24 protein-coding genes are annotated in these 23,440 nt (G+C 70.8%); 19 read left to right on the plus strand and 5 right to left on the minus strand.

The window, feature by feature from the left end; all coding sequences use genetic code 11:
* Positions 1-65: 65 nt before the first annotated feature.
* From ACIREO_RS21115 to ACIREO_RS21135, 5 genes are all read left to right on the plus strand, one after another.
* Positions 66-1,661, plus strand: a complete 1,596-nt coding sequence (locus ACIREO_RS21115) for an ABC transporter substrate-binding protein (protein ID WP_404112365.1) — start codon at positions 66-68, stop codon at positions 1,659-1,661.
* 71 nt (positions 1,662-1,732) lie between these two features.
* Positions 1,733-2,683, plus strand: a complete 951-nt coding sequence (locus ACIREO_RS21120) for an ABC transporter permease (RefSeq protein ID WP_404112370.1) — start codon at positions 1,733-1,735, stop codon at positions 2,681-2,683.
* A 1-nt stretch (position 2,684) separates the two neighbouring features.
* Complete coding sequence (locus ACIREO_RS21125; RefSeq protein ID WP_404112373.1) at positions 2,685-4,658, plus strand: dipeptide/oligopeptide/nickel ABC transporter permease/ATP-binding protein; 1,974 nt, start codon at positions 2,685-2,687, stop codon at positions 4,656-4,658.
* The gene (locus ACIREO_RS21130) at positions 4,655-5,662 is read left to right on the plus strand and encodes an oligopeptide/dipeptide ABC transporter ATP-binding protein (RefSeq protein ID WP_404112376.1); all 1,008 of its coding nucleotides are present in this window, start codon (positions 4,655-4,657) and stop codon (positions 5,660-5,662) included. The genes ACIREO_RS21125 and ACIREO_RS21130 overlap by 4 nt, the downstream gene beginning before the upstream one ends.
* Positions 5,659-6,594: a dihydrodipicolinate synthase family protein gene (locus ACIREO_RS21135; RefSeq protein WP_404112378.1), complete on the plus strand. Its 936-nt coding sequence runs from the start codon at positions 5,659-5,661 to the stop codon at positions 6,592-6,594. Before ACIREO_RS21130 ends, ACIREO_RS21135 begins: the two co-directional genes overlap by 4 nt.
* A 75-nt stretch (positions 6,595-6,669) precedes the next feature.
* On the opposite strand, the gene ACIREO_RS21140 is transcribed toward ACIREO_RS21135, so the two are convergent.
* Positions 6,670-7,428: a chaplin gene (locus tag ACIREO_RS21140; protein ID WP_404112381.1), complete on the minus strand. Its 759-nt coding sequence runs from the start codon at positions 7,426-7,428 to the stop codon at positions 6,670-6,672.
* A gap of 276 nt (positions 7,429-7,704) precedes the next feature.
* Between ACIREO_RS21140 and ACIREO_RS21145 the strand changes: the two genes are divergently transcribed.
* The 6 genes from ACIREO_RS21145 (at position 7,705) to ACIREO_RS21170 (ending at position 10,639) form a co-directional block, all read left to right on the plus strand.
* Positions 7,705-8,106: a rodlin gene (locus ACIREO_RS21145; RefSeq protein ID WP_404112385.1), complete on the plus strand. Its 402-nt coding sequence runs from the start codon at positions 7,705-7,707 to the stop codon at positions 8,104-8,106.
* Between the two features lie 221 nt (positions 8,107-8,327).
* A complete protein-coding gene (locus ACIREO_RS21150; protein ID WP_404112388.1) occupies positions 8,328-8,561 on the plus strand; it encodes a chaplin in 234 nt (77 codons plus the stop codon).
* Positions 8,562-8,735: 174 nt separating this feature from the next.
* Positions 8,736-9,038, plus strand: a complete 303-nt coding sequence (locus ACIREO_RS21155) for a hypothetical protein (RefSeq protein ID WP_404112391.1) — start codon at positions 8,736-8,738, stop codon at positions 9,036-9,038.
* 183 nt (positions 9,039-9,221) lie between these two features.
* Positions 9,222-9,632, plus strand: a complete 411-nt coding sequence (locus ACIREO_RS21160; protein ID WP_404112394.1) for a rodlin — start codon at positions 9,222-9,224, stop codon at positions 9,630-9,632.
* 267 nt (positions 9,633-9,899) lie between these two features.
* On the plus strand, positions 9,900-10,124 hold the full coding sequence (locus ACIREO_RS21165) for a hypothetical protein (protein WP_404112397.1): 225 nt from the start codon (positions 9,900-9,902) through the stop codon (positions 10,122-10,124).
* A gap of 107 nt (positions 10,125-10,231) precedes the next feature.
* Positions 10,232-10,639, plus strand: a complete 408-nt coding sequence (locus ACIREO_RS21170) for a rodlin (RefSeq protein WP_404112400.1) — start codon at positions 10,232-10,234, stop codon at positions 10,637-10,639.
* 71 nt (positions 10,640-10,710) lie between these two features.
* Here ACIREO_RS21170 and ACIREO_RS21175 read toward each other — a convergent pair whose 3' ends face one another.
* Positions 10,711-11,211, minus strand: a complete 501-nt coding sequence (locus ACIREO_RS21175; protein ID WP_404112403.1) for a DUF5949 family protein — start codon at positions 11,209-11,211, stop codon at positions 10,711-10,713.
* A 320-nt stretch (positions 11,212-11,531) separates the two neighbouring features.
* On the opposite strand from ACIREO_RS21175, the gene rsgA reads away from it, so the two are divergent.
* The gene (gene rsgA / locus ACIREO_RS21180; protein ID WP_404112406.1) at positions 11,532-12,695 is read left to right on the plus strand and encodes a ribosome small subunit-dependent GTPase A; all 1,164 of its coding nucleotides are present in this window, start codon (positions 11,532-11,534) and stop codon (positions 12,693-12,695) included.
* A 57-nt stretch (positions 12,696-12,752) separates the two neighbouring features.
* Here the strand turns inward: rsgA and ACIREO_RS21185 are convergent, their stop codons facing one another.
* Positions 12,753-13,235 carry a DUF456 domain-containing protein gene (locus ACIREO_RS21185; RefSeq protein WP_404112409.1) on the minus strand — a complete coding sequence of 161 codons (483 nt, stop codon included), beginning with the start codon at positions 13,233-13,235 and terminating at the stop codon, positions 12,753-12,755.
* Between the two features lie 79 nt (positions 13,236-13,314).
* The gene (locus ACIREO_RS21190; RefSeq protein ID WP_404112411.1) at positions 13,315-14,301 is read right to left on the minus strand and encodes a helix-turn-helix domain-containing protein; all 987 of its coding nucleotides are present in this window, start codon (positions 14,299-14,301) and stop codon (positions 13,315-13,317) included.
* A gap of 322 nt (positions 14,302-14,623) precedes the next feature.
* On the opposite strand from ACIREO_RS21190, the gene ACIREO_RS21195 reads away from it, so the two are divergent.
* The 7 genes from ACIREO_RS21195 to ACIREO_RS21225 all read left to right on the plus strand — a co-directional run bounded on the left by ACIREO_RS21195 (position 14,624) and on the right by ACIREO_RS21225 (position 23,013).
* A complete protein-coding gene (locus tag ACIREO_RS21195; protein ID WP_404112414.1) occupies positions 14,624-16,123 on the plus strand; it encodes a protein phosphatase 2C domain-containing protein in 1,500 nt (499 codons plus the stop codon).
* Between the two features lie 60 nt (positions 16,124-16,183).
* The gene (locus ACIREO_RS21200) at positions 16,184-17,926 is read left to right on the plus strand and encodes a pyruvate dehydrogenase (protein ID WP_404112417.1); all 1,743 of its coding nucleotides are present in this window, start codon (positions 16,184-16,186) and stop codon (positions 17,924-17,926) included.
* A 132-nt stretch (positions 17,927-18,058) separates the two neighbouring features.
* A complete protein-coding gene (locus tag ACIREO_RS21205) occupies positions 18,059-18,832 on the plus strand; it encodes a helix-turn-helix domain-containing protein (RefSeq protein WP_404112420.1) in 774 nt (257 codons plus the stop codon).
* 227 nt (positions 18,833-19,059) lie between these two features.
* Positions 19,060-20,097 carry an iron-siderophore ABC transporter substrate-binding protein gene (locus ACIREO_RS21210; RefSeq protein WP_404112422.1) on the plus strand — a complete coding sequence of 346 codons (1,038 nt, stop codon included), beginning with the start codon at positions 19,060-19,062 and terminating at the stop codon, positions 20,095-20,097.
* Positions 20,094-21,137, plus strand: coding sequence for a FecCD family ABC transporter permease (locus ACIREO_RS21215; RefSeq protein WP_404112425.1), 1,044 nt, complete (start codon positions 20,094-20,096; stop codon positions 21,135-21,137). The genes ACIREO_RS21210 and ACIREO_RS21215 overlap by 4 nt, the downstream gene beginning before the upstream one ends.
* Positions 21,134-22,186 (plus strand): FecCD family ABC transporter permease, encoded by a 1,053-nt coding sequence (locus tag ACIREO_RS21220; protein ID WP_404112428.1) that lies wholly within the window; start codon positions 21,134-21,136, stop codon positions 22,184-22,186. The genes ACIREO_RS21215 and ACIREO_RS21220 overlap by 4 nt, the downstream gene beginning before the upstream one ends.
* Positions 22,183-23,013 carry an ABC transporter ATP-binding protein gene (locus ACIREO_RS21225; RefSeq protein ID WP_404112430.1) on the plus strand — a complete coding sequence of 277 codons (831 nt, stop codon included), beginning with the start codon at positions 22,183-22,185 and terminating at the stop codon, positions 23,011-23,013. Before ACIREO_RS21220 ends, ACIREO_RS21225 begins: the two co-directional genes overlap by 4 nt.
* On the opposite strand, the gene ACIREO_RS21230 is transcribed toward ACIREO_RS21225, so the two are convergent.
* A complete protein-coding gene (locus tag ACIREO_RS21230; protein WP_404112432.1) occupies positions 22,999-23,388 on the minus strand; it encodes a barstar family protein in 390 nt (129 codons plus the stop codon). The genes ACIREO_RS21225 and ACIREO_RS21230 overlap by 15 nt on opposite strands.
* Between the last annotated feature and the right edge of the window lie 52 nt (positions 23,389-23,440).

Raw genomic sequence — 23,440 nt, forward strand, 5'->3', positions numbered from 1 at the left:
CCGAGAACGGTCGATAACGCCCCTCATCACTTGTTTCCTCATTCTCAACGTCCTTTGGAGGACCCGTGCCCGAGCTGAGGCCAACCGGCGTCGAGCGCCGCACCTTCCTGCGTTACACCAGCGCCATAGGGGCGGCCGCCGCCATCACGGCAGGCCTGTCGGCGTGCGGTGGGCCCTCCTCGACCTCCGACGGCGCGTCGGGCGGGAGCGACGGCAGCGGCACCATCGAGGCCGGTCTGTCGTACGCCCTGTCGACCGGCTTCGACCCGATGATCACGTCGGGCGCCACGCCGTACGCGGCCAACATGCACATCTTCGAGGGCCTGGTCGATCTCGATCCGGCCACGCTCGTGGCCGCTCCCGCGCTCGCCACCGAGATGCCGAAGAAGATCAACGCCACCACCTATCGCGCCACCCTCCGCGACGGCGCGACCTTCCACGACGGCTCACCGGTCACCGCCGAGGACGTCGTCTTCAGCTTCGAACGCATCCTGGACCCGAAGAACGCGTCGCTGATGGCCCAGTTCGTGCCGTTCATCGACACGATCACCGCCGTCGACGCCAGGACGGTCGAGTTCAAGCTCAAGTACGCCTTCGCGCTGTTCCCCTCCCGTATCGCCGTCGCCCGGATCGTGCCGAAGAAGATCGTCGAGGCGGACGTCAAGGGATTCGACGCCAAGCCCGTCGGCTCGGGCCCGTACAAGCTCGTCGAGGCGACCCGCGAAGACAAGATCGTCTTCGAGAAGTACGACAAGTACAACGGTTCGCACCCCGCCAAGGCCAAGAAGATGATCTGGCGCCTGATATCGGACCAGTCGGCCCGTGTCAGCGCGATGCAGTCCGGCCGCGTCCAGGCCATCGAGGACGTCCCGTACATCGACGTGAAGGGGCTCTCCGCGACGGCGAAGACCGAGGCGGTGCAGTCCTTCGGCCTGCTCTTCCTGATGTTCGACACCGCGGACAAGCGGTTCGCCGACAAGCGGGTCCGCCAGGCGCTGCACTACGCGCTGGACACCGAGAAGATCATCAAGACCGCCATGGTCGGGAACGCGGCGGCCGCCACCGGCTACGTCCCCACGACCCACCCCGACTACCACGAGGCAGCCACCGTCTACACCCACGACGTGGCCAAGGCGAAGAAGCTGCTCGCCGAAGCCGGCGTGGGGAAGCTCAAGTTCACCGTCCTGACCACCGACACCGGCTGGGTCAAGGACATCGCCCCGCTGCTCAAGGAGAGCTGGGCGGAGGCCGGCATCGAGGCCACGCTCGGCATCTCCCAGAGCGCGGCGCAGTACGCCAAGGTCGACAGTGGCGACTTCGAGGTCCTGGTGGCCCCCGGCGACCCGTCCGTCTTCGGTAACGACGTCGACCTCCTGCTGCGCTGGTTCTACTACGGCTTCTGGCCGGAGAGCCGCTACAGCTGGTCCAGGACCTCTGAGTACAAGAAGCTCAAGCAGCTCCTCGACACGGCCGCGCAGTCCGCCGACGAGGCGACGCGCAAGCAGCTGTGGGGCGAGGCCACCGACCTGATCGCGGAAGAGGTCCCGCTCTACCCGATTCTCCACCGCAAGCTGCCGACCGCCTGGAACGAAAAGCAACTGACCGGCTTCAAGCCGCTGTCCACCACAGGCCTGTCCTTCCTGGACGTCGGCCGCGCCTGACGCCCACCGGCCCGGGCCGCCCCGTCCGGCGGCCCGGACCCGCTGCCCGCCCAATCGCAAGGAAACCGAAGATGGTTGCTTTTCTCCGGCTCGCGCTGCGTCGCGTCGCGATGATGCCGGTGATGATCCTCGGCATCGCGCTGCTGGTCTTCGTGGTGCTGCAGTTCTCGCCGGTCGACCCGGCCTTCAACGCGCTCGGAGAGAGCGCCACCCCGGAGGCCAGGGAGGCCTTCGCCGAGGCCAACGGGCTCAACGACCCGCTGCCCGTGCGCTATTTCGACTTCCTCGGCCGGCTGCTCCACTTCGACCTCGGGATGACCGTCCCGCCGAGCCAGCCCGTGGTCGACCGGATCACCGCCGCCTTCCCGCTCACCCTCCAGCTCACCGTTCTCGGGCTGATCATCGCCGTCGTCCTCGCCGTCGTCGGCGGCGTCCTGGGCGCCATGTACCGCGACCGCTGGCCCGACCAGCTCTTCCGGATCCTGTCCATGGCCGGGGTCGCCATCCCGTCCTTCTGGCTGGGCGTCCTGCTCATCCAGCAGTTCGCGCTGAACACCCAGCTCTTCCCGACCGGCGGCTACACCAACCCCGCCGACTCGTTCAGCGGGTGGCTCACCACCATGGCCCTGCCCGCCGTGTCGCTCGCGGTACCCGTCGCGGCCTCGCTCGCCCGCCTCATCCGCACCTCGATGGTCACCGAACTCGACCGGGACTACGTCCGTACCGCCCAGGGCAACGGCCTGCCGGTCTCCCTGGTCATCCGCTCGGTGCTGCGCAACGCGCTCGTCACCCCGCTCACGGTGCTCGGCGTCAAGGTCGGCTACCTGCTGAGCGGAGCCGTCGTCATCGAGGCGATCTTCGACCTGCCCGGCATGGGCAAACTCATTCTCGAAGGTGTCACCGGCGGCGATGTCGCCCTGGTCCAAGGCACCGTGCTGACCATCGCCATCGCCTTCCTGGTGGTCAACGTCATCGTCGACCTGCTCTATCTGCTGGTCAACCCGCGCATCAGGACGGTGTGACATGTTCACCACGGGCCGTATGGCCAAAAAACTCTCCCGACCGGGCATCGCCTTCCGCGCCCTCCCCGTCACCTCCCGCGTCGCCCTCGGCGTCCTGGTCGTCGTCGTGCTCGGCGCCGTACTCGCCCCCCTGCTGACCCAGGACCCACTGGCCACGGGCACCCCCGTGGAGGCACCCGGCGGCGCCCACTGGTTCGGCACCGACCGCGCCGGACGCGACGTCTTCGCCCGTGTGGTGCACGGATCGCGCTACTCACTGATCATCGGCCTCGGCGCGACCGCCGTCGCCCTGGTCGTCGGAGCCGTCCTCGGCTCGCTCGCCGCCACCTCGCGCAAGCTCGGCGACGAGTCGGTCATGCGCACCCTCGACGTCGTGATGTCGTTCCCGCCGATCGCGCTCGCGGCCGTCCTCGTCGCCGTCTTCGGTACGAGCATCCCGGTGATCATCTTCACGATCGCCTTCGTCTACAGCCCCTCACTCGCCCGTGTCGTACGGGCCAACGTGCTCGCGCAGTACGGCGAGGACTACGTCGCCGCGGAGAAGGTCATCGGCGCCAGGCGCGGCTACATCGTGCTCCGGCACGTCGCCGTCAACTGCATGGCCCCGGTCATGGTGTTCGCCACCGTCATGGTCGCCGAGGCCATCATCTTCGAGGCCAGCCTCTCCTTCATCGGAGCCGGCGTGCAGGACCCCGACCCGAGCTGGGGCAGTGTCCTCGCCTACGGACGGCAGATCCTCCTGGCCGGCGGATGGTGGGCCACCTTCTTCCCCGGCCTGGCACTCCTGATCACCGTCCTCGCGCTCAACATCCTCTCCGAAGGCCTCACCGACGCCTCCGCCGCGCCCAGGAGCGCACGCGCCGCCGCCGAGCCCGCCGCCACGGCACCGGACCCGGTCGAGGCCGCCTCCACCGTCGACATCGATGCCGCCCTCTCCAAGCTCGCCCGGCACATCAACGCCACCGAGCCCACCATCACCCCGGTACGCGAGGACGCCGACGACCTCCTCGTCGTGACCGACCTGGCGATCCGCTTCCCGGACCGCTACGGCGAGATCCCCGTCGTCGACAAGCTGAACTTCACCGTCCACGAGGGCGAGACCCTCGGCCTGGTCGGTGAGTCCGGCTGCGGCAAGTCGATCACCAGCCTCGCCGTCATGGGCCTCCTCGCCCGCAACGCCGAGGTCAGCGGCGAGATCCTCTACCGCGGCCGGGACCTGCTGAAGCTCCCGCCCAAGGAACGCCGCGCCCTGATGGGCCCCGAGATCGCCATGGTCTACCAGGACGCCCTCTCCTCCCTCAACCCCTCCGTGCTGGTCGGCACCCAGCTCAAGCAGCTGACCTCGCGTGGCGGCACGAAGACCCCGGCCGAACTGCTCGAACTGGTCGGACTTTCGCCCGAACGCACCCTGCGCAGCTACCCGCACGAGCTCTCGGGCGGGCAGCGCCAGCGCGTCCTCATCGCCATGGCCCTGTCCCGCAGCCCCCGCCTCCTGATCGCCGACGAGCCGACCACCGCCCTCGACGTCACCGTCCAGGCCCAGGTGGTCGAACTCCTCATCCGGCTCCGCGACGAGCTCGGCTTCGCCATGGTGCTGGTCTCGCACGACCTCGCCCTGGTCGGCGACCTCGCGCACCGGGTCGCCGTGATGTACGCGGGCCGGCTCGCCGAGGTCGGGGACACCCGGTCCGTCCTCACCGACCCCGCCCACCACTACAGCCGGGGCCTCCTCGGCTCCGTCGTCTCCCTGGAAGCCGGTGCGAACCGCCTCCACCAGATCCGCGGCGTCGTCCCCGCCCCCCAGGGCTTCGGTGAGGGATGCCGCTTCGCCGGGCGCTGCGGCGCCGCGACCGAACTCTGCCGCACCACGCCACCCGTACTCACCGTGCGCGGCACCACGAAGGACCACGGCTTCGCCTGCCACCACCCGTCCGAGGCCGATGCCGTGCAGAAGCTGGAAGGGAGCGCCCTGTGATCAGGCTCGACGGCGTCCACGTACGCCACAAGGCACGCAGCGGAGGCCTCTTCAGCCGCGACGCCGTCCACGCGCTCACCGACGCCACACTGGAGGTCAGGCGTGGCGAGATCGTCGGGCTGGTCGGCGAGTCCGGCTGCGGCAAGTCCACACTCGCCCGGGTGCTGACCGGACTGCAGAAGCCGACCGAGGGCGAGGTCCTCTTCCACGGGCGCGACCTGTGGGAGATGACGGGCGCCGAACGGCGCAACGACTTCGGCTCGGCCGTCGGCGTCGTCTTCCAGGACCCCTCCACCGCGCTCAACCCCCGCCTGACGGTCCGCCAGGTCCTGCTGGACCCGCTGAACGTGCACCGGCGCGGCACCCGGGAGGCCCGCGAGGCGCGCGTCGAGGAGCTGCTCGACCTGGTCGGACTGCCCGGCCACACCCTCGGAGCACTGCCGGGACAGCTCTCCGGCGGCCAGCGCCAGCGCGTCGCCATCGCCCGCGCCCTGGCCCTCGAACCGGAACTGATCGTCGCCGACGAACCGACCTCCGCCCTCGACGTCTCCGTCCGCGCCCAGGTGCTCAACCTCCTCGTCGACCTGCGCGAACGCCTGGGCCTCGGCATGGTGTTCATCTCGCACGACATCCAGACCGTGCGCTACCTCGCCGACCGCATCGCCGTCCTCTACCTGGGCCGCATCGTCGAGGAGGGGAGGGCCGCCGATGTAGCGGACGCCCCCAGGCACCCGTACACCGAGGCGCTGCTCTCCGCGACCCCCAGCCTGCTGGAGGCGACCGAGCGCATCGTGCTCACCGGCCCGGTGCCCTCCGCGACCAACCCGCCGCCCGGCTGTCCGTTCAGCACCCGTTGCTGGAAGGCGGACGCGGAGTGCTCCACGGTCTTCCCCGCGGAGACCTTCGGGCCCGGCGAACACCGCTGGCACTGCGTCCACCCCCAGGCCCCCGCGTCCCCCACCGGGGACCGGGCCCCCGTACCGCCTGCAAGGAGCACCGCATGACCGCCCCCACCGCCCCGTACTCCGGAGTGATCCCGCCCGTCGTCACGCCGCTCACCGCGGACGGTGAGCTCGACCGGGTCTCCCTGGAGCGGGTCGTCGGCCACCTCCTCGACGGCGGCGTCAGCGGCCTCTTCGCCCTCGGCAGCTCCGGCGAGACCGCCTATCTGACGCCCGGCCGGCAGGACGAGGTCATCAAGGTGATCACGTCGGCCTCCGGGGGCCAGGTACCGGTCCTCGTCGGTGCCATCGAGACGACCACCGACCGCGCCATCGAGCGGGCCCGCGCCGCGGTCGCCCTCGGCGCCGACGCGGTCGTGGCCACCGCCCCCTTCTACACGCGCACCCACGCCACGGAGATCGACCGCCACTTCCGCGACATCGCGGCGGCCGTGGACGCCCCGCTCCTGGTGTACGCCGTGCCGGTCTGCGTGCACAGCAAACTGGAGCCCGAGCTGCTGCTCCCGCTCGCCGCGGACGGGGTGCTCGCCGGTGTGAAGGACTCCAGCGGGGACGACGGTTCCTTCCGCAGGCTCGCCATCGGAGCGCGCGAGCTCCCCGGCTTCTCGGTTCTCACGGGCCATGAGCTCGTGGTCGACGCGATGATGCTGAGCGGTGCGGACGGGTCGGTGCCCGGCCTGGGCAATGTGGACCCGCACGGCTACGTGCGCCTGCACCAGGCCGCCGTAAGAGGTGACTGGGCCGCCGCCACAACCGAACAGGACCGGCTGGTCGCGCTGTTCGACATCGTGGGGGCCGCCGCGCCCGGCACCGCCTCGGCGACGGCGGCCGGTCTCGGGGCCTTCAAGACGGCCCTGATGCTGCGCGGCGTCATCGCGACCAACGTGATGAGCCCGCCGATGCGCCGCCTGGACACGGACGAGACGAGCGCGATCGCAGCGCTCCTGGACCGGGCGGGTCTGTCCCGCGTCTGACCTCGTTGTCCGGCACACGCGAAGGGGCCGCCCCGCAGCATCTTTGCTGCGGGGCGGCCCCTCGTGGTTGCGGGACTAGTTACGCGAACCGCGGGTGCGGCGCATGAGCACCGCGCCTCCCAGCAGCAGCGCGGCGCTGGCACCGGCGGCCATGCCGATGTCACCCGCACCGGTCTGGGCCAGCTGTGTGTCGGGGGTGTTCGGACCGGGGTTGCCGGCCGGCGGCTCCTCCGCCGGGGGCTCGGTGGCCGGCGGCTCGACCGGCGGCTTCGAGGTGGGCGGCTCGTCGGTCGGCGGCTCCACCACCGGCGGCTCGACCGGCGGGTGCTCGTAACCACTGTCGTTGGCACAGGTGTTGCCGAACGCGGGGTTGAGCAGACCGACCACGTCGACGCTGTTGCCGCAGGCGTTCACCGGCACATCCACCGGGGCCTGGACCAGGTTGCCGGACAGGACGCCGGGCGAGCCGACCGCCTGGCCGTCGGCGCTCGCGCCGGAGCCCTGGTGGCTGCCGTGCCCGCCGCCGTACGCACCGTTGTCGTCGCTGCCGTATGCATCGTCGCCGTACGCGTCGTCGTGCTGGTCGCCCGAGCTGACATTCGCGCAGGTGTTGCCGAAGGCCGGGTTGAGCAGGGCGATCACATCGACGGTGTTGCCGCAGAGGTTGACCGGCACGTGCACCGGGACCTGCACGGCGTTGCCCGAGCCGACACCGGGGGAATTCGCGGCGACACCGTCGGCCGAGGCGTCGGCGTGCGCATAACCGCCCGCGGCGGTCAGGATGCCCGACGCCGCCGCCATGACGATCATGCTTTTATTCAGAACCTGTCGCATTACATGCCCTTCTTCGGGAAATTCGCGTGGTCGGTGACCCTGATGGCGGTCATTCCATCGACGCGGACGAATCCCTAACGACGTGAAGGATGCGGGGGAAACTTGGAGATGCGTGGAAATTGTGTAACCACCCGAAAGGGTCACGTACGGGTGTTCGCTTTTGCGCGGGAGTTCCGGCATTCGGGTGAACGGGGGCCGGTGAGGCGAACCAAACGGGCGCCGGCGAGTTGATCAGGTCGCTCCGCTGCGGGGCAATCGGTACGAGAAGGGTTAATCGTGATCAAGAAGGTTCTGGCTACGGGCGCCGTCGCCGCCTCCATCCTCGGTCTCTCGGCGACCAGCGCCATGGCGATCGGTGACGACACCGGCACGACGTCGGTCAACGGCAACGGCGCCGAGGCGGAGTACGGCAACAGCGAGACCAAGGGTGACCAGAGCCCCCAGCTCACGCTCGTCCAGGGCTCCCTGAACAAGCCGTGCGTCGCCCTGCCGGTCAAGGCCAACGTGGGCTCGCTGGTCGGTCTCGTCCCGATCGCGGTCCAGGACATCAACGTCCTGTCCAACCCGCAGAACCAGCAGTGCGCGGACAACTCCACCCAGGCCAAGGGTGACGAGCCGCTGTCGCACATCCTGTCGGACATCCCGGTCCTCTCCGGCAACGGCGTCGGCAACAACTGACCGGGCCCCAAGGACCGGTCCGGGCCGCCGACACTCCTCCATCGTGCGGCCCGGGCCTGTGGCATTCGGGCGGTTTTCCCTGAAACGGCACGCATAGCGTTTCGATGCCGCCCGCCAATCGTTACGGATTACAGCTCCGGAGTCACGAGCGCATTCAGTTGGGCGCTCGTGCGGCACGAAAGACGTGTCCGCCCAGGACTCCGCTGCAGAAAGGGATGAAAGTGAAGTACACCAAGGTTGCCGCCGTCGCCGCCGGAACCCTCATGGCACTCGGTGCCGCTGCCCCGGCCATGGCTGACGCCGGCGCCGGTGCCGCTGCCGTCGGTTCCCCGGGCGTCCTGTCCGGCAACGTCGTGCAGGTTCCGATCCACATTCCGGTGAACGTCTGCGGCAACACGATCAACGTGATCGGTCTGCTCAACCCGGCGTTCGGCAACACCTGCGTCAACGACTGATCTTTCGCTGACCGAGCCGACGGCTCGTCATGAGAAGGCCCTGGGGTGATCAACGCTCCAGGGCCTTCCCGCTGTCCAGGGGGAAATCCCGGCGCGTGCAGTTTCCCCGTGCACGGATTGATCGTTGTCCCGGTCAAAGGCGGCGAATGCCGCCCGCAGAAGGGATTTCGGAAAGTGAAGTACGCGAAGACCGTCGCCGTTGTCGCAGGTTCCGTGGCCGCTCTCGGGGCGGCCGCCCCCGCCTTCGCCGCAGGCACCCCGACGGCCCCCAGGATCAGCCTCACCACCGGCGTGAACGAGCTGACGTCCACCGCGCCGCAGATCCCCGACCAGGTGGTGAACCCCGTGGTGGACGCGGTCGGAGAGACCGCGGGAGCGGTACACGAGGACGGCACGGTCAGCAGGACGGCCGACGCGGTGACCGGCGTGGCCGATGCGGCGGGCCCGCTCATGGGCGGGCTGCCGCTCGGCGGCTGATCCGCCGCGCGGCCCCTGTGGTCCCTTCACGCCGCACCATTTCGCCGGCCGGCTCCCGCGCATTCGGCTGCGGACCGGCCGAGGAAATCGTTCGAGTGATATGGCGCAACCGAATGCCACCGGCGGAGTTGAACAGAATGCTCCGGACAGGCGGGCAACAGAAATACCAGAAGGGCACGTTTCATGATGAAGAAGATTCTGGCGTCGGCGGCAGTCGCCGCCTCCGTCGCCGGCGTTTCCGCCGCCGCGGCCCCCTCGGCCATGGCGATCGGCAACGACCAGGGCACCACGTCGGTCAACGGCAACGGCGCCGACCAGTACTACGGCAACAGCAGCACGCACGGCGACATGAGCCCGCAGATCGGCCTGATCCAGGGCTCGTTCAACAAGCCCTGCATCGCGCTGCCGGCGAAGGCCAATGTCGGTTCGCTCCTCGGGCTGGTCCCGGTCTCGGTCCAGGACATCAACGTCCTGTCCTCGCCGCAGAACCAGCAGTGCACCGAGAACTCCACCCAGGCCAAGGGTGACGAGGCGCTGTCGCACATCCTGAACGACATCCCGCTCCTCTCGGGCAACGGCGCGGGCAACAACTGACACCGCGCGAATCCGGCTCTCCCTGCGTCCATCCAGGCCAGGGTGCACCGTTTCCCGCCTCGTCGTAGTCCATGAACCGTGTGGGGCCGTTCCGTCCGTGCAGCGACCGACCTCGGTCAGCAGCCCGGGGCGGAGCGGCCCCACACGTCTGTCCGCGTCCGGTCCTTCACCGCCGGTCTGCACGTCGGGTAGCCCGATAGTGCGGGAATTGGGCCGGATGCCTTACGCGCGGCCCACGCCGTCCCCCCGGCCGGGTAGATGCGCCTCATGGACCCGTACGACAGACATCACGCCCCCGGACACGACCGGTTGCCCGAGAGCTCCACGCCCATCTACGACCGGCTGCTCGCCGAATGGCAGGAAGCGGCACGGCGCGTCGCCGGGCCGGGCCCGGTCGACGCGTCGACCGGGCCGCAGGTGGCTCGCGGTTCCGTGCGAGGCCGGAGGGGCGCGTTCGTCCCCGCCGCACGTGCGGAAGAGCGGCGCGGGTAGCGGCCTGGAACGTGATCCAACTCGTTCGAGTGGTGTAGCGGAACCAAACCCTCCGATTTTGGTTAACAGTACGTTCCACAACGGGACGCTCCGAAAGGTGAAGTGCAATGAAGAAGATGACCGCCGCCGCCGCTGTGGCTGTGTCCCTGATCGGCCTCTCCGCCGCCGCGGCCCCCTCGGCCATGGCGATCGGCGACGACCACGGCACCACCACGGTCAACGGCAACGGCGCCGAGGCGGAGTACGGCAACAGCGAGACCAAGGGTGACCAGAGCCCCCAGCTCAGCCTCGTCCAGGGTTCGCTGAACAAGCCGTGCATCGCTCTGCCGGTCAAGGCCAACGTGGGCTCGCTGGTCGGCCTCGTTCCGATCGCGGTGCAGGACGTCAACGTCCTGTCCAACCCGCAGAACCAGCAGTGCACGGACAACTCCACCCAGGCCAAGGGTGACGAGCCGCTGTCCCACATCCTGTCGGACATCCCGGTCCTCTCGGGTAACGGCGCCGGCAACAGCTGACGACACCGCACAGGGCGATGCCCACCACTCCACGGGGGGTGGTGGGCATCGCTCTGTGTGCGGGGCGGGGTTCAGCCCAGGCTGCGTACCGGCATCAGGCAGTGGGCGGAGGTGCTGACGACCTCGGGGTCGGCCACGAAGGACCGCAGCAGCTCCTCGCCCACCGGCTGCCCGGGGGCCGCCGCGGGCCACGGCCGCGTGGCGAACATTCCGTGCACCCTGCCCTCGGACCGCGCCACGGCCAGCCACTCGGGCGGCACGGTGTACTGCGCCGTGAAGTGAGGCAGCGTCAGGACGGCCTGCCCGGCCTGGACGAGCAGCTTCACCGGAAGGTTCGGCATTTCCGAGGCGTCCAGCGTCTCGCCGCCCACCCGCAGACCGCTGCGCTCCAGAGCGGTGCGCATGGCCCTCTCGCCGGCCTCCGGCCCGCCGGGGGCGTCGCCGAGTGCGTAGGTGAGCAGAAAAGCTGTCTCACGCCCTGTCCCGGGGTTCGACCCGCTCCACGCGAGCAGGATCTGGGTGCCCAACTGGGCAGGTGTGAAGGGGGCGGTGGCGGCTTTGGGTGAGGTCATGTCCGGCACCCTAACGGCCCGAGACCGGTCCTTGTCCACGCGTATCACCTGATCGGGGAATATCTCTGCCAACCCGGTCCAATCCAACAGGTGCGCGCTCGTCGCCCGGAAAACCTGTTGACGGCCCAGGCGGGCCCCGGGCTAGGGTGTGCGCAGTTCGAGGAACCAGGAGGTGAGGACATTGATGACTGTCGTAGCGGTGGGCGCTGCCCACGACCCGAAGTGCATCGTTCCCACCCCTGTGGCCGCCGGCTGACCTTGATCTTTTCCCTCCGCGCCTGAACGCGCGGTGCCGGGGCCGCCCTTGTGAAGGGTTTCCCTTGTCTTTCTCGATTTCTCAGGCCTCCACCCCGTCGCACCCGCTGGCCCCGTACGGCTGGGACGACGCATGGGCCGACACCTTCACCCCGTACGCCGAGCAGGGACTCCTGCCGGGACGCGTGGTGCGGGTGGACCGCGGCCGGTGCGACGTGGTCACTCCGGACGGCACCCTCAGGGCGGACACCGCCTTCGTGGTGCCCCGCGATCCGATGCGGATCGTCTGCACCGGGGACTGGGTGGCCGTCGACCCCGACGGTGACCCGCAGTTCGTCCGCACGCTCCTGCCACGCCGCACCGCCTTCGTACGCTCGACGTCGTCGCAGCGCTCCGAAGGGCAGGTGCTCGCCACCAACATCGATCACATCGTCATCTGTGTCTCGCTCGCCGTCGAGCTCGACCTCGGGCGTCTCGAACGGTTCCTGGCGCTGGCCATGTCCAGCACCGCCGGCGCCGCGCTGCTCGGTGAGGGGGCCCGCCCTGCCGGGCACGAGGAGTACGAGGCGCACCCGCTCGTTCTGCTCACCAAGGCCGACCTCGTCCCCGACGCCACGACGCTGTCCCACCTCGTCGAGGACATCGAGCGCATCGCCCCGGGGGTGCAGGTGCTCCCCGTCAGCTCCGCGACGGGGGAGGGCGTGGATGTGTTCGGTGCGAGCGTCGGCGGCGGTACGAGCGTGCTGCTCGGGACCTCCGGCGCCGGAAAGTCGACCCTCGCCAACACGTTGCTCGGTGAGGACGTGATGGATGTACGGGCGGCGCGCGACGTGGACGGCAAGGGCCGCCACACCACCACCACGCGCAACCTCCTCGTGCTGCCGGGAGGCGGTGTCCTGATCGACACCCCCGGGCTGAGGGGCGTCGGTCTCTGGGACGCGGAGACCGGCGTCGGCCAGGTCTTCTCGGAGATCGAGGACCTGGCCGAGCAGTGCCGCTTCCACGACTGCGCCCACGACGCCGAGCCCGGTTGTGCCGTGCTCGGCGCCGTCGAGGACGGGTCCCTGCCCGAACGGCGTCTCGACAGCTACCGCAAGCTGCTCCGGGAGAACCACCGCATCGCGGCGAAGACGGACGCCCGGCTGCGCTCCGAGACCCTGCGTGAATGGAAGCGCAGGAGCACGGAGGGCAGGGCGGCCATGGCGATGAAGCGCGGCGGGATCCGCTGACGGGAACGGCCGGGGGCGTCGGGGTAGCGGTACCGCCGCCCCCGGCACCCCCGGTCCTCAGCCCCAGATGACGGCGCCCAGCCAGGCGCCCACCGCCAGCAGACAGCAGAAGAGCTCCACGAGCACGGAGTACCCCGTCGCCCGCATCACGGACCTGAGCGAGGCCCAGCCCGCCGCCCGGCCGCCGAGGCGCAGGCGTTCGGCGCCGTAGATCGCACCCACATACCCCAGGATCCCGCCCACCACCGGGATCACGAAGAACCCGCCGATCGCCGCGAGCCCGCCGACCATGAGCGTCTTGCGTGGCGCCCCCGTCTCGCGTGGGCGGCGCGTGGGCAGCAGCGCCTTCAGCGTCTGGTTGAGCAGCAGCAGACACGTCGCGCCGATCAGCACGCCCCAGGCGACCGGGGCCGGGTCCGTCAGGGCCCACCAGAGGACCGCGGCCCAGACGATCGCCTGCCCGGGCACGCCCGGCACCAGGACGCCGACGAGGCCGAGCAGCATCACCGCCCCGACAGCAACGAGCTGCCACACACTCATTCGACCAGCGTGCCGGAGTGCGCCGGGTCCCGCCCGTCAGCGAGGGGCCGGTGAGCGGCCGAAGGTGCAGGCGGGGCGGTCAGCGCGGGGCGCGGGCCACCCAGCCGCGTTCGTACGCATGCCAGCCGAGCTGCAGCCGGGTGGTGACCCCGGTGAGCTCCATCAGCCCCTTCACCCGCCGCTGCACCGTCCGCAGCCCCAGATCCAGCTGCTTCGCCACGCTCGCGTCCGTCAGACCGGCCAGCAGCAACGAGAGGATCTCCAGATCGGTCGGATCCGCACCGGGACCGTTCTCCTCACTGATGCCGTTCCCGCCGAGGCGCAGCGGCATCGCGTCCCGCCACACCGCCTCGAAGAGGCCCATCAGGGACTCCAGCAGCCCGCTGGCGTGGATCACCAGGGCGGCCGGCTCGGCCCCCCGGCCGGTCAGCGGCACCATGGCCAGCGCGGCGTCGGCGACCACCAGCTTCGTCGGCACCCGGTCGACCACCCGGCACTGCTCGTCGCGGCCCAGCGCCGCCGACAGCTCCACGATCCCGGACGGCAGGGAGAGCACGTCGCGCTCGACGACCACGCGGTAGGACACGCCCCGCATCGCCGCGCGTTCCTCGGACTCGTTCTCCATCCCGGTGACCGCGATCGGCTTCCCCGTGACCAGCGCGCAGACCTCGGACGTGGCACCCAGCTGCAGCTGGTGGAACCGGTGGGCCACGGCGCTCGCGCCCGTCACCACCTCCACCAGGTCGTGCACGGCGGGTTCGGCCGCCTCCGCCCGGTACTCCTCGGCGAGCAGCGCGGACGCCAGCTCCGCCTGCTCCAGCTCATGGCGCTGCTGGGTCAGCAGCGCGCCCAGCGCGACCCCTGGCGGGGCGGCGACCCAGCGGTCCGCCCGTGACGACGACTGCGCCACCAGACCCTGCTGTTCCAGCCGGCGCAGCGCGCGCTCGGTGTCCGCCTCGGGCAGGGCCAGCCGGCGCGCGAGATCGGAGAGCTCCGCGGCGCCGGCCGCGACCAGCGCCCGGTAGGCCGCCTCCTGTCTCTCGTCGAGACCTATCGCTGACAGCATCCTCGGCCCTCCCCGGCTCCGTGCCCACGCGTTCCTGCGCCCGTCGGACGGGGTGTGCGGTGGCGGGAAACAGCCACGGCGTAAACCCGCCGGGCCCATCATGCCCCGTAGCACGCGTCTCTCTGACAATCTGGCGCCACCGCAGCGACGACCACACCATGGGCGGTGGGCTGAGAGCACAGACCGGCCCGCCGGGCGACCTTCCCGTGGGGGGTGGGGACGCCTGGCGGGTCACCTCGTGGATGACCTCGTGGATGCCACTTCCGGGCCACTTTTCCGAATGACCCGTTTTCGTAAGCCCCGGGCGGTCGACAATACGGTCATGAGCCAGCAGGGGGAGAAGCCCGCCGCCCACGAGGACGACTGGTGGCGGGCGCTGTACGACGAGACCGCGCCCGACACCGGGCCGAGCGGCGCGGCCGACAGCATCGACGACCGCTTCGACTCCGCGGCGGGCGCCGTGGGCGGACCGGCGGCGGCCGAGGCGGACCACCCGGTGACGGTGGTGCCGCTGCCCGACCCGCGCCCGTCGGAGGCGGACCTCGCGCCGGAGCCACCGGCGCCACCGGAGCCACCGGCGCCACCGGAGCCACCGGAGCCACCGGCGCCTCCCGCGCCGGAGCCGCCGAGTCCCGTGCCGGGGCCGCCGAGTCCCGTGCCGGGGCCGCCGAGTCCCGCGCCGGAGCCGCCGAGTCCCGTGCCGGGGCCGCCGCCGGCCCCGCGCACCGTCGTGGAGGAGCGGGCCCCCTGGGAGGCCCCCGCCGGGCCCCCTCGGCCCCGGACCTTCGCCGTGCGGGCGCCGGCCGCGCCCCCGGCCGCCGAGCCACCCGCCGTACCGGCCGGGCCGGAGCAGCCGGCAGTGTCCGCGCCGCCGGTGCGCCCTGTGGTCGGCCACCTCGGGGACCGGCCTCCCACCTATGACGCCGAGCCCGCCGCGCTGCCCGAATCCGGCCCCGACGACCTCGACGGCCTCGTCCCCGACACGGTCCTCGACGGCGCCAGGTACGGGACGTACACCCTGCGGGCGGCCTCGGTGCGCGGGGACTCGGCGCGCTTCCGGGGCGAGCCACGCCGCGACGCCCTGCTCACCGCACGCTTCGGAACCGGGGACAGCGCCCTGGTCCTGGTCGCGGTGGCCGGTGGTGGCCGGGGCGCGGATCAGACCCGTACGGCCGCCGCCGACGCCTGCCGCTGGATCGGCGGATCCGTCGCCCGCAGTCACGCCCGGCTCTCCGACGACATAAGGGCAGGACGAAGGGGCGACCTCAAGTCGGGGCTGCACCGCCTCACCGACCGCACCTACGGCAAGCTGCGCGCCCGCGCCGCCGAGCTTGGCCTCGAACCGTCCGGGTACAGCGCGGGCCTGCGCTGTCTGCTGCTGTCCGCCGACCCGGAGTGCCGCACCCGGGTCTTCTTCGGCATCGGGCCCGGCGGCCTGTTCCGCCTCCGCGACGGGGCCTGGCAGGACCTCGACCCCGAGCTGCCCTCGACCGTGGGCGGGGAGAGCGAGGAGAGCCCGGGTGGGGACCGGCTGACGATGGATCTGCAGATCACCACGCCCCCGTCCCCGTACGCCGACAGCCCACCGCCCGCGGAGCCCTTCCGCTTCCGTGCCTCCGTCGCCCGGTCCGGGGACACGCTGCTGCTCTGCGGAAACGGCCTGGCCGAACCGATGCGCGGGGAGCCCGCGCTCGCCGAGGAGCTCGCGCGGCGCTGGAGCGCCGACGGCCCGCCCGGGCTTCCCGCCTATCTCGCCGACACCCAGCTGAGGACCAAGGGATACGCCGACGACCGCACGAGCGCCGCGGTCTGGGAGGCGTAACCGGGCACACCGTGGGTTGATGGAGTCACGGAAAGCCGGAGGCAGAGAGGGTGCGCACCCATGGCCAAGCAGAACGTGTCGGAGCAGTTCGTCGACATCCTCGTGCGGGCGGGGGTCAAGCGGCTGTACGGCGTCGTCGGCGACAGCCTCAACCCCGTGGTCGACGCCATCCGGCGTAACGCCGCCATCGAGTGGGTCCAGGTCAGGCACGAGGAGACGGCCGCGTTCGCGGCCGGAGCCGAGGCCCAGATCACCGGCACCCTCGCGGCCTGCGCCGGGTCGTGCGGGCCGGGCAATCTCCACCTCATCAACGGCCTCTACGACGCCCACCGCTCCATGGCCCCGGTGCTCGCCCTCGCCTCGCACATCCCGTCGAGCGAGATCGGCCTCGGCTACTTCCAGGCGACCCACCCGGAGCTGCTCTTCCAGGAGTGCAGCCATTACAACGAGATGATCTCCAACCCGCAGCAGATGCCGCGGCTGCTCCAGACGGCGATCCAGCACGCGATCGGCCGCGGCGGCGTCAGCGTCGTGTCGATGCCGGGTGACATCGCCTCGCAGCCGGCCCCGGAGAAGTCGATCGAGCACGCCCTGGTCACCTCGCGGCCCTCCGTGAAGCCCGGTGACGAGGAGATCGACAAGCTCTGCGAAATGATCGACAAGGCCAAACGGGTGACGCTGTTCTGCGGCAGCGGGACGGCGGGCGCGCACGCCGAGGTGATGGAGTTCGCCGAGCGGGTGAAGTCCCCGGTCGGTCACGCGCTGCGCGGCAAGGAGTGGATCCAGTACGACAACCCGTACGACGTGGGCATGAGCGGGCTGCTCGGCTACGGCGCCGCCTACGAGGCGACCCATGAGTGCGATCTGCTGATCCTGCTGGGCACCGACTTCCCGTACAACGCGTTCCTCCCGGACGATGTGAAGATCGTCCAGGTCGATGTGCGCCCCGAGCATCTGGGCCGGCGGTCCAAGCTCGATCTGGCCGTCTGGGGCGACGTACGCGAGACGCTGCGCGCCCTGACCCCGCGCGTGAAGGCGAAGACCGACCGCAAGTTCCTCGACCGGATGCTGAAGAAGCACGCCGACGCGCTCGAGGGCGTGGTCAAGGCGTACACCCGCAAGGTCGAGAAGCACGTCCCGATCCATCCGGAGTACGTCGCCTCGGTCCTCGACGAACTCGCTGACGACGACGCCGTGTTCACCGTCGACACCGGCATGTGCAATGTGTGGGCGGCCCGCTATCTCACGCCCAACGGCAAGCGCCGGGTCATCGGTTCGTTCAGCCACGGTTCGATGGCCAACGCGCTGCCGCAGGCGATCGGCGCCCAGTTCACCGACCGGAACCGGCAGGTCGTCTCGATGTCCGGCGACGGCGGATTCACCATGCTGATGGGTGACTTCCTCACGCTCGTCCAGTACAACCTGCCGGTGAAGGTCGTCCTGTTCAACAACTCCGCGCTCGGCATGGTCGAGCTGGAGATGCTGGTCGGCGGGCTTCCCTCGTTCGGTACGACCAACGAGAACCCCGACTTCGCGGCCGTCGCACGGGCCTGCGGGGCCTACGGGGTGCGGGTGGAGAAGCCCAAACAGCTGGAGGGCGCGCTCAAGGACGCCTTCAAGCACAAGGGCCCCGCACTCGTCGATGTGGTCACCGACCCGAACGCCCTCTCGATCCCGCCGAAGATCAGTGCCGACATGGTCACCGGCTTCGCGCTCTCCGCCAGCAAGATCGTCCTGGACGGCGGGGTCGGCAGGATGCTCCAGATGGCACGATCCAACCTCCGCAACGTGCCACGGCCCTGAGTGCGGCCGGGGCGGAGGCCCCCTGGCGGCAGGGGGACCCGTCCGGCCGCCCCGGTAATGTGAGGGCATGCGAACGGCCCCTCCGACCGGCGACGGCCCGGCGACGCCCGCCGGCGGGCCGGGGGCCGCGCCGTGACCCGCGAGACCCGCACCGTGCCGGACCAGGACCCGGGTGCGGCGCGGGCACCGTTCGTCATACACGGCTACGAAGAGACCGTCCCGCACGACACCAGCTGGAACGCCCACGCCCACCCCTGGGACGAACTGCTCTGGAACGAGCGGGGCGCCTCCATGGCGGTGGTGGGCGCGCGGGCGTGGACGATCACCCCGGCCCTGGGCCTGTGGATGCCGGCGGGCACCATGCACTCCGGCTCCGCGGTCGCCGGGACGTGGTTCCGCGCGACCTTCTTCGGCCGTGCCACCACACCCGCGCTCTCCGACGTCCCCGTGGCCGTCGAGATCACCCCGCTGCTCCGCCTGCTGCTTGAACGGCTCGGCGACGCCGGCCTGGAGGCCGGTTCCCGGGCCGCCGCGGAGGTGATGGTGCTGGACGTGCTCGCTCCGTCCTCCCGGGAACTGCTGGTCCAGATCCCGGCGTCGCCGCTGCTGCGCCCGATCGCCGACGCCGTGCGCGAGAACCCCGGCGATCAGCGGACGCTGTCCCGGTGGGCAGCCGAGCTGGGTGTGAGCACCCGCACGGTCACCCGCGCCTTCAACGCCGAGACGGGCACCAGTTTCGCGCGCTGGGTCGCCGGAGTCAGGGCGCAGCACGCGGTCGAGCTCCTCACCCGGGGCTGGGAGGTGGAGGACGTCGCGGAGAAGGTCGGCTACCGCTCGGCGAGCGCCTTCGGTGCCGCTTTCCGGCGTACGACGGGGCTCACGCCGGGGGCGTTCCGGGCACGCTGATGCGGGTGCACGAGGGCTGCTCGCCGGTGCGGCGCGTTCTCGATGTCCCGATCGCTACAACGACTGTCTGAAACGGTCGATTGCGACATCCCTGTGTCTTTCATAAGGTCAAAGGCAAGCCAAGCCTTACCTAAGTCGCTTGAGCGTCTCCGGTGCACAGCCCCACGCCCCGATTCACGCAGACGTGTGAGGCAGGCGCCGCCCATCCTGAACTGGAGTACGGATCCATGCGTCCACATCGCCTTCGCGTAGTCGCCGTCGCGGCTGCCCTGCTCGTAGGCCTCACGGCCTGCGGCGGGGAGTCCGAGTCCGAGAAGGACGCGAGCGGAAAGGCCGGCTCGGGGGCGTTCCCGATGACGATCGAGCACGCACTCGGGAAGACCACGATCCCGTCCGAGCCCAAGCGCGTGGCCACGGTGAACTGGGCCAACCACGAGGTGCCGCTGGCTCTCGGCGTCGTGCCCGTCGGCATGGCCGCCGCGAACTTCGGTGACGACGACGGCGACGGCGTCCTGCCCTGGGTCGAGGACAAGCTGAAGGAGCTGGACGCCAAGACCCCGGTCCTCTTCGACGAGACCGACGGCATCGACTTCGAAGCCGTGGCCGACACGAAGCCGGACGTCATCCTCGCCTCGTACTCCGGGCTGACGAAGCAGGACTACGCGACTCTGAGCGACATCGCCCCCGTGGTGGCGTACCCGGAGGCGGCGTGGGCCACTCCCTGGCGCGAGATCATCCAGATGAACAGCAAGGCGATAGGCCTCGCCGACGAGGGCGACGAGCTGATCGCCGAGGTCGAGGGGGACATCAGGAAGACGGTCGCCAAGTACCCCCAGCTGAAGGGGAAGTCGGCGATGTTCATGACGCACGTCGACCCCAACGACGTCAGTGAGGTCGGCTTCTACACGACCCATGACACCCGCACCCTGTTCTTCGAGGACCTCGGCCTGGACACTCCCGGCAGCATCGCCGACGCGTCCAAGGGCACGGACAAGTTCGCGCTGACCAAGAGTGCGGAGCAGATCGACGCGTTCGACGACGTCGACATCATCACCGGCTACGGCGACGACAAGGGCGAACTGCTCAAGACGCTGCGGACGGACCCGCTGCTCTCGAAGATCCCCGCAGTCGAGCGCGGTTCGGTCTACCTCCTCCCGGGCAGCGCCCCGCTGGCCACCGCCGCGAACCCCACGCCGCTGTCGATCTCCTGGGTGCTGGAGGACTACGTGGCCGAACTCGCCAAGGCCGCGGACAAGGTCAAGTGACGACGGTCGACACACGGCACGTGCCGGACACCGCCGTGGTGCGGCGTCCGGCGCGTGTCCGGATCCTGTGGCTCCTGGTCACCCTGCTGCTGCTGGCCGCGGTGACGGTGCTCTCGGTCGCCGTCGGCTCGCGTACGGTCGCCTGGTCCGACGTCTGGAGCGCGCTCGGCGGCGCCGACGGCACCCTGGAACAGGCGGCTGTCACCAAGCGGATCCCGCGCACCCTGCTCGCCGTGGTGGTCGGCGCGGCGCTCGGACTGGCCGGCGGCGTGATGCAGGGGGTGACCCGCAACCCGCTGGCCGACCCGGGCATCCTCGGCGTCAACATGGGCGCCTCGCTGGCCGTGGTCACGGGCGTCGCCTTCTTCGGGCTCACGTCGCCGACGGGGTACGTGTGGGTCGCCATGGCCGGAGCGGCGCTCTCGGCCGTATTCGTCTACACCGTCGGCTCCCTGGGGCGTGGCGGTGCGACGCCCCTCAAGCTGGCCCTCGCGGGCGCCGCCACCTCCGCGGCGTTCGCCTCGATGGTGACCGCGGTCGTCCTGCCCCGTAACGACATCTCGGGGTCCTTCCGGCTCTGGCAGATCGGCGGGGTCGGCGGCGCGTCCTTCGAGCGCATCGGCCATGTGCTGCCCTTCCTCGGCGTCGGCGTCCTGATCTGCCTGCTCTCCGCGCGGGCGCTGAACTCGCTCGCCCTGGGCGACGAACTCGCCGCCGGGCTGGGCGAACGGGTCGCCGTCGCCCGCGCCACGGCGGCGGTCGGCGCCGTCATCCTGTGCGGTGCCGCGACGGCCGCCGCCGGGCCGATCGGCTTCGTCGGGCTCGTCGTCCCGCACGCGTGCCGGCTGATGGCAGGCGTCGACCACCGCTGGCTGCTGCCGTTCTCCGCGGTCACCGGGGCCGTGCTGCTGACGGCCGCCGATGTCGTGGGGCGGATCGTGGCACGGCCCTCCGAGGTCGACGTGGGCATCGTGACCGCGCTGATCGGCGCCCCGTTCTTCATCTGGACCGTCCGCCGTCAGAAAGTGCGTGCCCTGTGAGCGCCCCCACCGTCGCCCGGCCGTCCGTCCTGCGCGAGGTCACCCGAGGACGCGTCAGGAACGCCTCCCGCCGGCGCCTCGTCGGGCTCGTCCTGGCCGTGCTCGTCGTCGCCGCGTTCGCCGTGACCCTGATGGCCGGGCAGACCTTCTACCCGCTCGACGACGTGGTCAGGGTGATCCTCGGGGAGCAGGTGCCAGGGGCGTCGTTCACCGTCGGACGGCTGCGGCTGCCGCGCGCGGTGCTCGCCGTGACGGCCGGGTTCAGCTTCGGCATGGCCGGTGTCACCTTCCAGACGATGCTGCGCAACCCGCTCGCCAGCCCCGATGTCATCGGCATCAGCTCCGGAGCGAGCGCCGCCGCGGCCATCGCGATCGTGACCCTGTCGCTCGACGAGACCCAGGTGTCCGTCCTCGCGATCGTCGCCGCTCTGCTCGTCGCCCTGCTGGTGTACACCCTGGCGTTCCGCGACGGGGTCGTCGGCACCCGCCTCATCCTGATCGGTATCGGGATCTCCGCGATGCTCGACAGCGTCACCTCCTACGTCCTGTCCCGCGCCGCGGAGTGGGACCTCCAGGAGGCCACGCGCTGGCTGACGGGGAGCCTGAACGGCGTGGGCTGGGACCAGACCGTCCCCGCCGTCGTCGCGCTGGTCGTGCTGGCCCCCGTACTGCTGTCGCAGGGCCGTAATCTCTCCGCCCTGCGGCTCGGTGACGACACCGCCTCGGCTCTCGGGGTCCGCGTCGAACGCACCCGGATCACCGTCATCGTCGTCGCCGTCGGCCTGATCGCCTTCGCCACGGCCGCCGCCGGACCCATCGCGTTCGTGGCGTTCCTGTCCGGTCCGATCGCGGCCCGGATCGTCGGGGCGGGGGGCTCTCTCCTGGTGCCCGCGGGGCTGGTCGGCGCGCTCCTGGTCCTCGTCGCCGACTTCGCCGGCCAGTTCGCCTTCGACACCCGCTACCCCGTCGGCGTCGTCACCGGGGTACTCGGGGCGCCGTACCTCGTCTATCTGATTGTCCGCACCCATCGGGCTGGAGGCTCGATTTGACCACGTCCCACTCCCTCACCGCCGAGCGGCTGACGCTCGGCTACAGCGATCGCGTCGTCGTCGAATCCCTCGACCTGACGGTGCCGCCAGGCAAGGTCACGGTCATCGTCGGGGCCAACGCCTGCGGGAAGTCGACCCTGCTGCGCTCGATGTCACGGCTGCTGGCGCCCCGCGAGGGGCAGGTGCTCCTGGACGGCAGGCAGGTGCACCGGATGCCCGCCAAGGAACTCGCGCGCACGCTGGGGCTGTTGCCGCAGTCGCCCATCGCGCCCGAGGGCATCACCGTGCTGGATCTGGTGGGCCGCGGGCGCCACCCCCACCAGGGAGTCTTCACCCGGTGGAGCGAGAAGGACGACGCCGCCGTGGCGTCCGCCCTGGAGACCACGCAGACCGCGGGACTCGCCGACCGCGCGGTGGACGAGCTGTCCGGCGGACAGCGGCAACGGGTGTGGATCGCCATGGCCTTGGCGCAGCAGACCGATCTGCTGCTCCTCGACGAGCCCACCACGTTCCTCGACGCCAGCCATCAGATCGAGGTGCTCGACCTGCTGACCGACCTGAACCGAACCCGGGGGACCACCGTCGTGATGGTCCTGCACGACCTCAACCTGGCGGCCAGATACGCGGATCACCTCATCGCCCTCGCGGGGGGAAGCATCCACGCCGCAGGTTCCCCCGCGGAAGTGCTGACGGAGGAGATGGTCGAGTCGGTGTTCGGCCTCCGGAGCCGCATCATCGAGGACCCGGTCTCCGGCAAGCCACTGATGCTGCCCATCGGCCGGCACCACGTCCGGTCGGAGACCGGCGCGGTCTCACACCAGATGTAGTGTCCCGGGCGCGGTCCGGTCCTCGATGATCCCGACCAGCTGGTCGAAGAGTGTCGGACCCCGGCCCGCCCGGGCCTCGGCCAGTTCCCGTTCGAGGCGCGACCTGTTGGTGGGGTGCGCCCGGGGGAGCAGGCCGGCCAGCCGGCGCGCGGTCTCCTCGTGGCCCAGTGCGCGGGCGGAGCGGGCGTGGTCGTGCCACTCGATGGTGAAGGACCTGTCCTCGGGCGTGCCGAATCCGCCGCCGAGGCAGTCCGCGAAGGCGTCGAGATTACGGCCGAGATAGCCGCCGGGGCCGTTCACCGCCTCGCCGATCACATCCCAGAAGCTGTCCAGGCCGGTGATCCGGGCGCCGTCGATCACATAGGTCACGGTCATGCGTGGAGCGTACAAGCGTGTGCTCTCCCGACGCGGGTGACGCGGGTCCGAT

It is taken from the genome of Streptomyces sp. NPDC102441 (assembly GCF_044765585.1).
GTDB lineage: Bacteria > Actinomycetota > Actinomycetes > Streptomycetales > Streptomycetaceae > Streptomyces.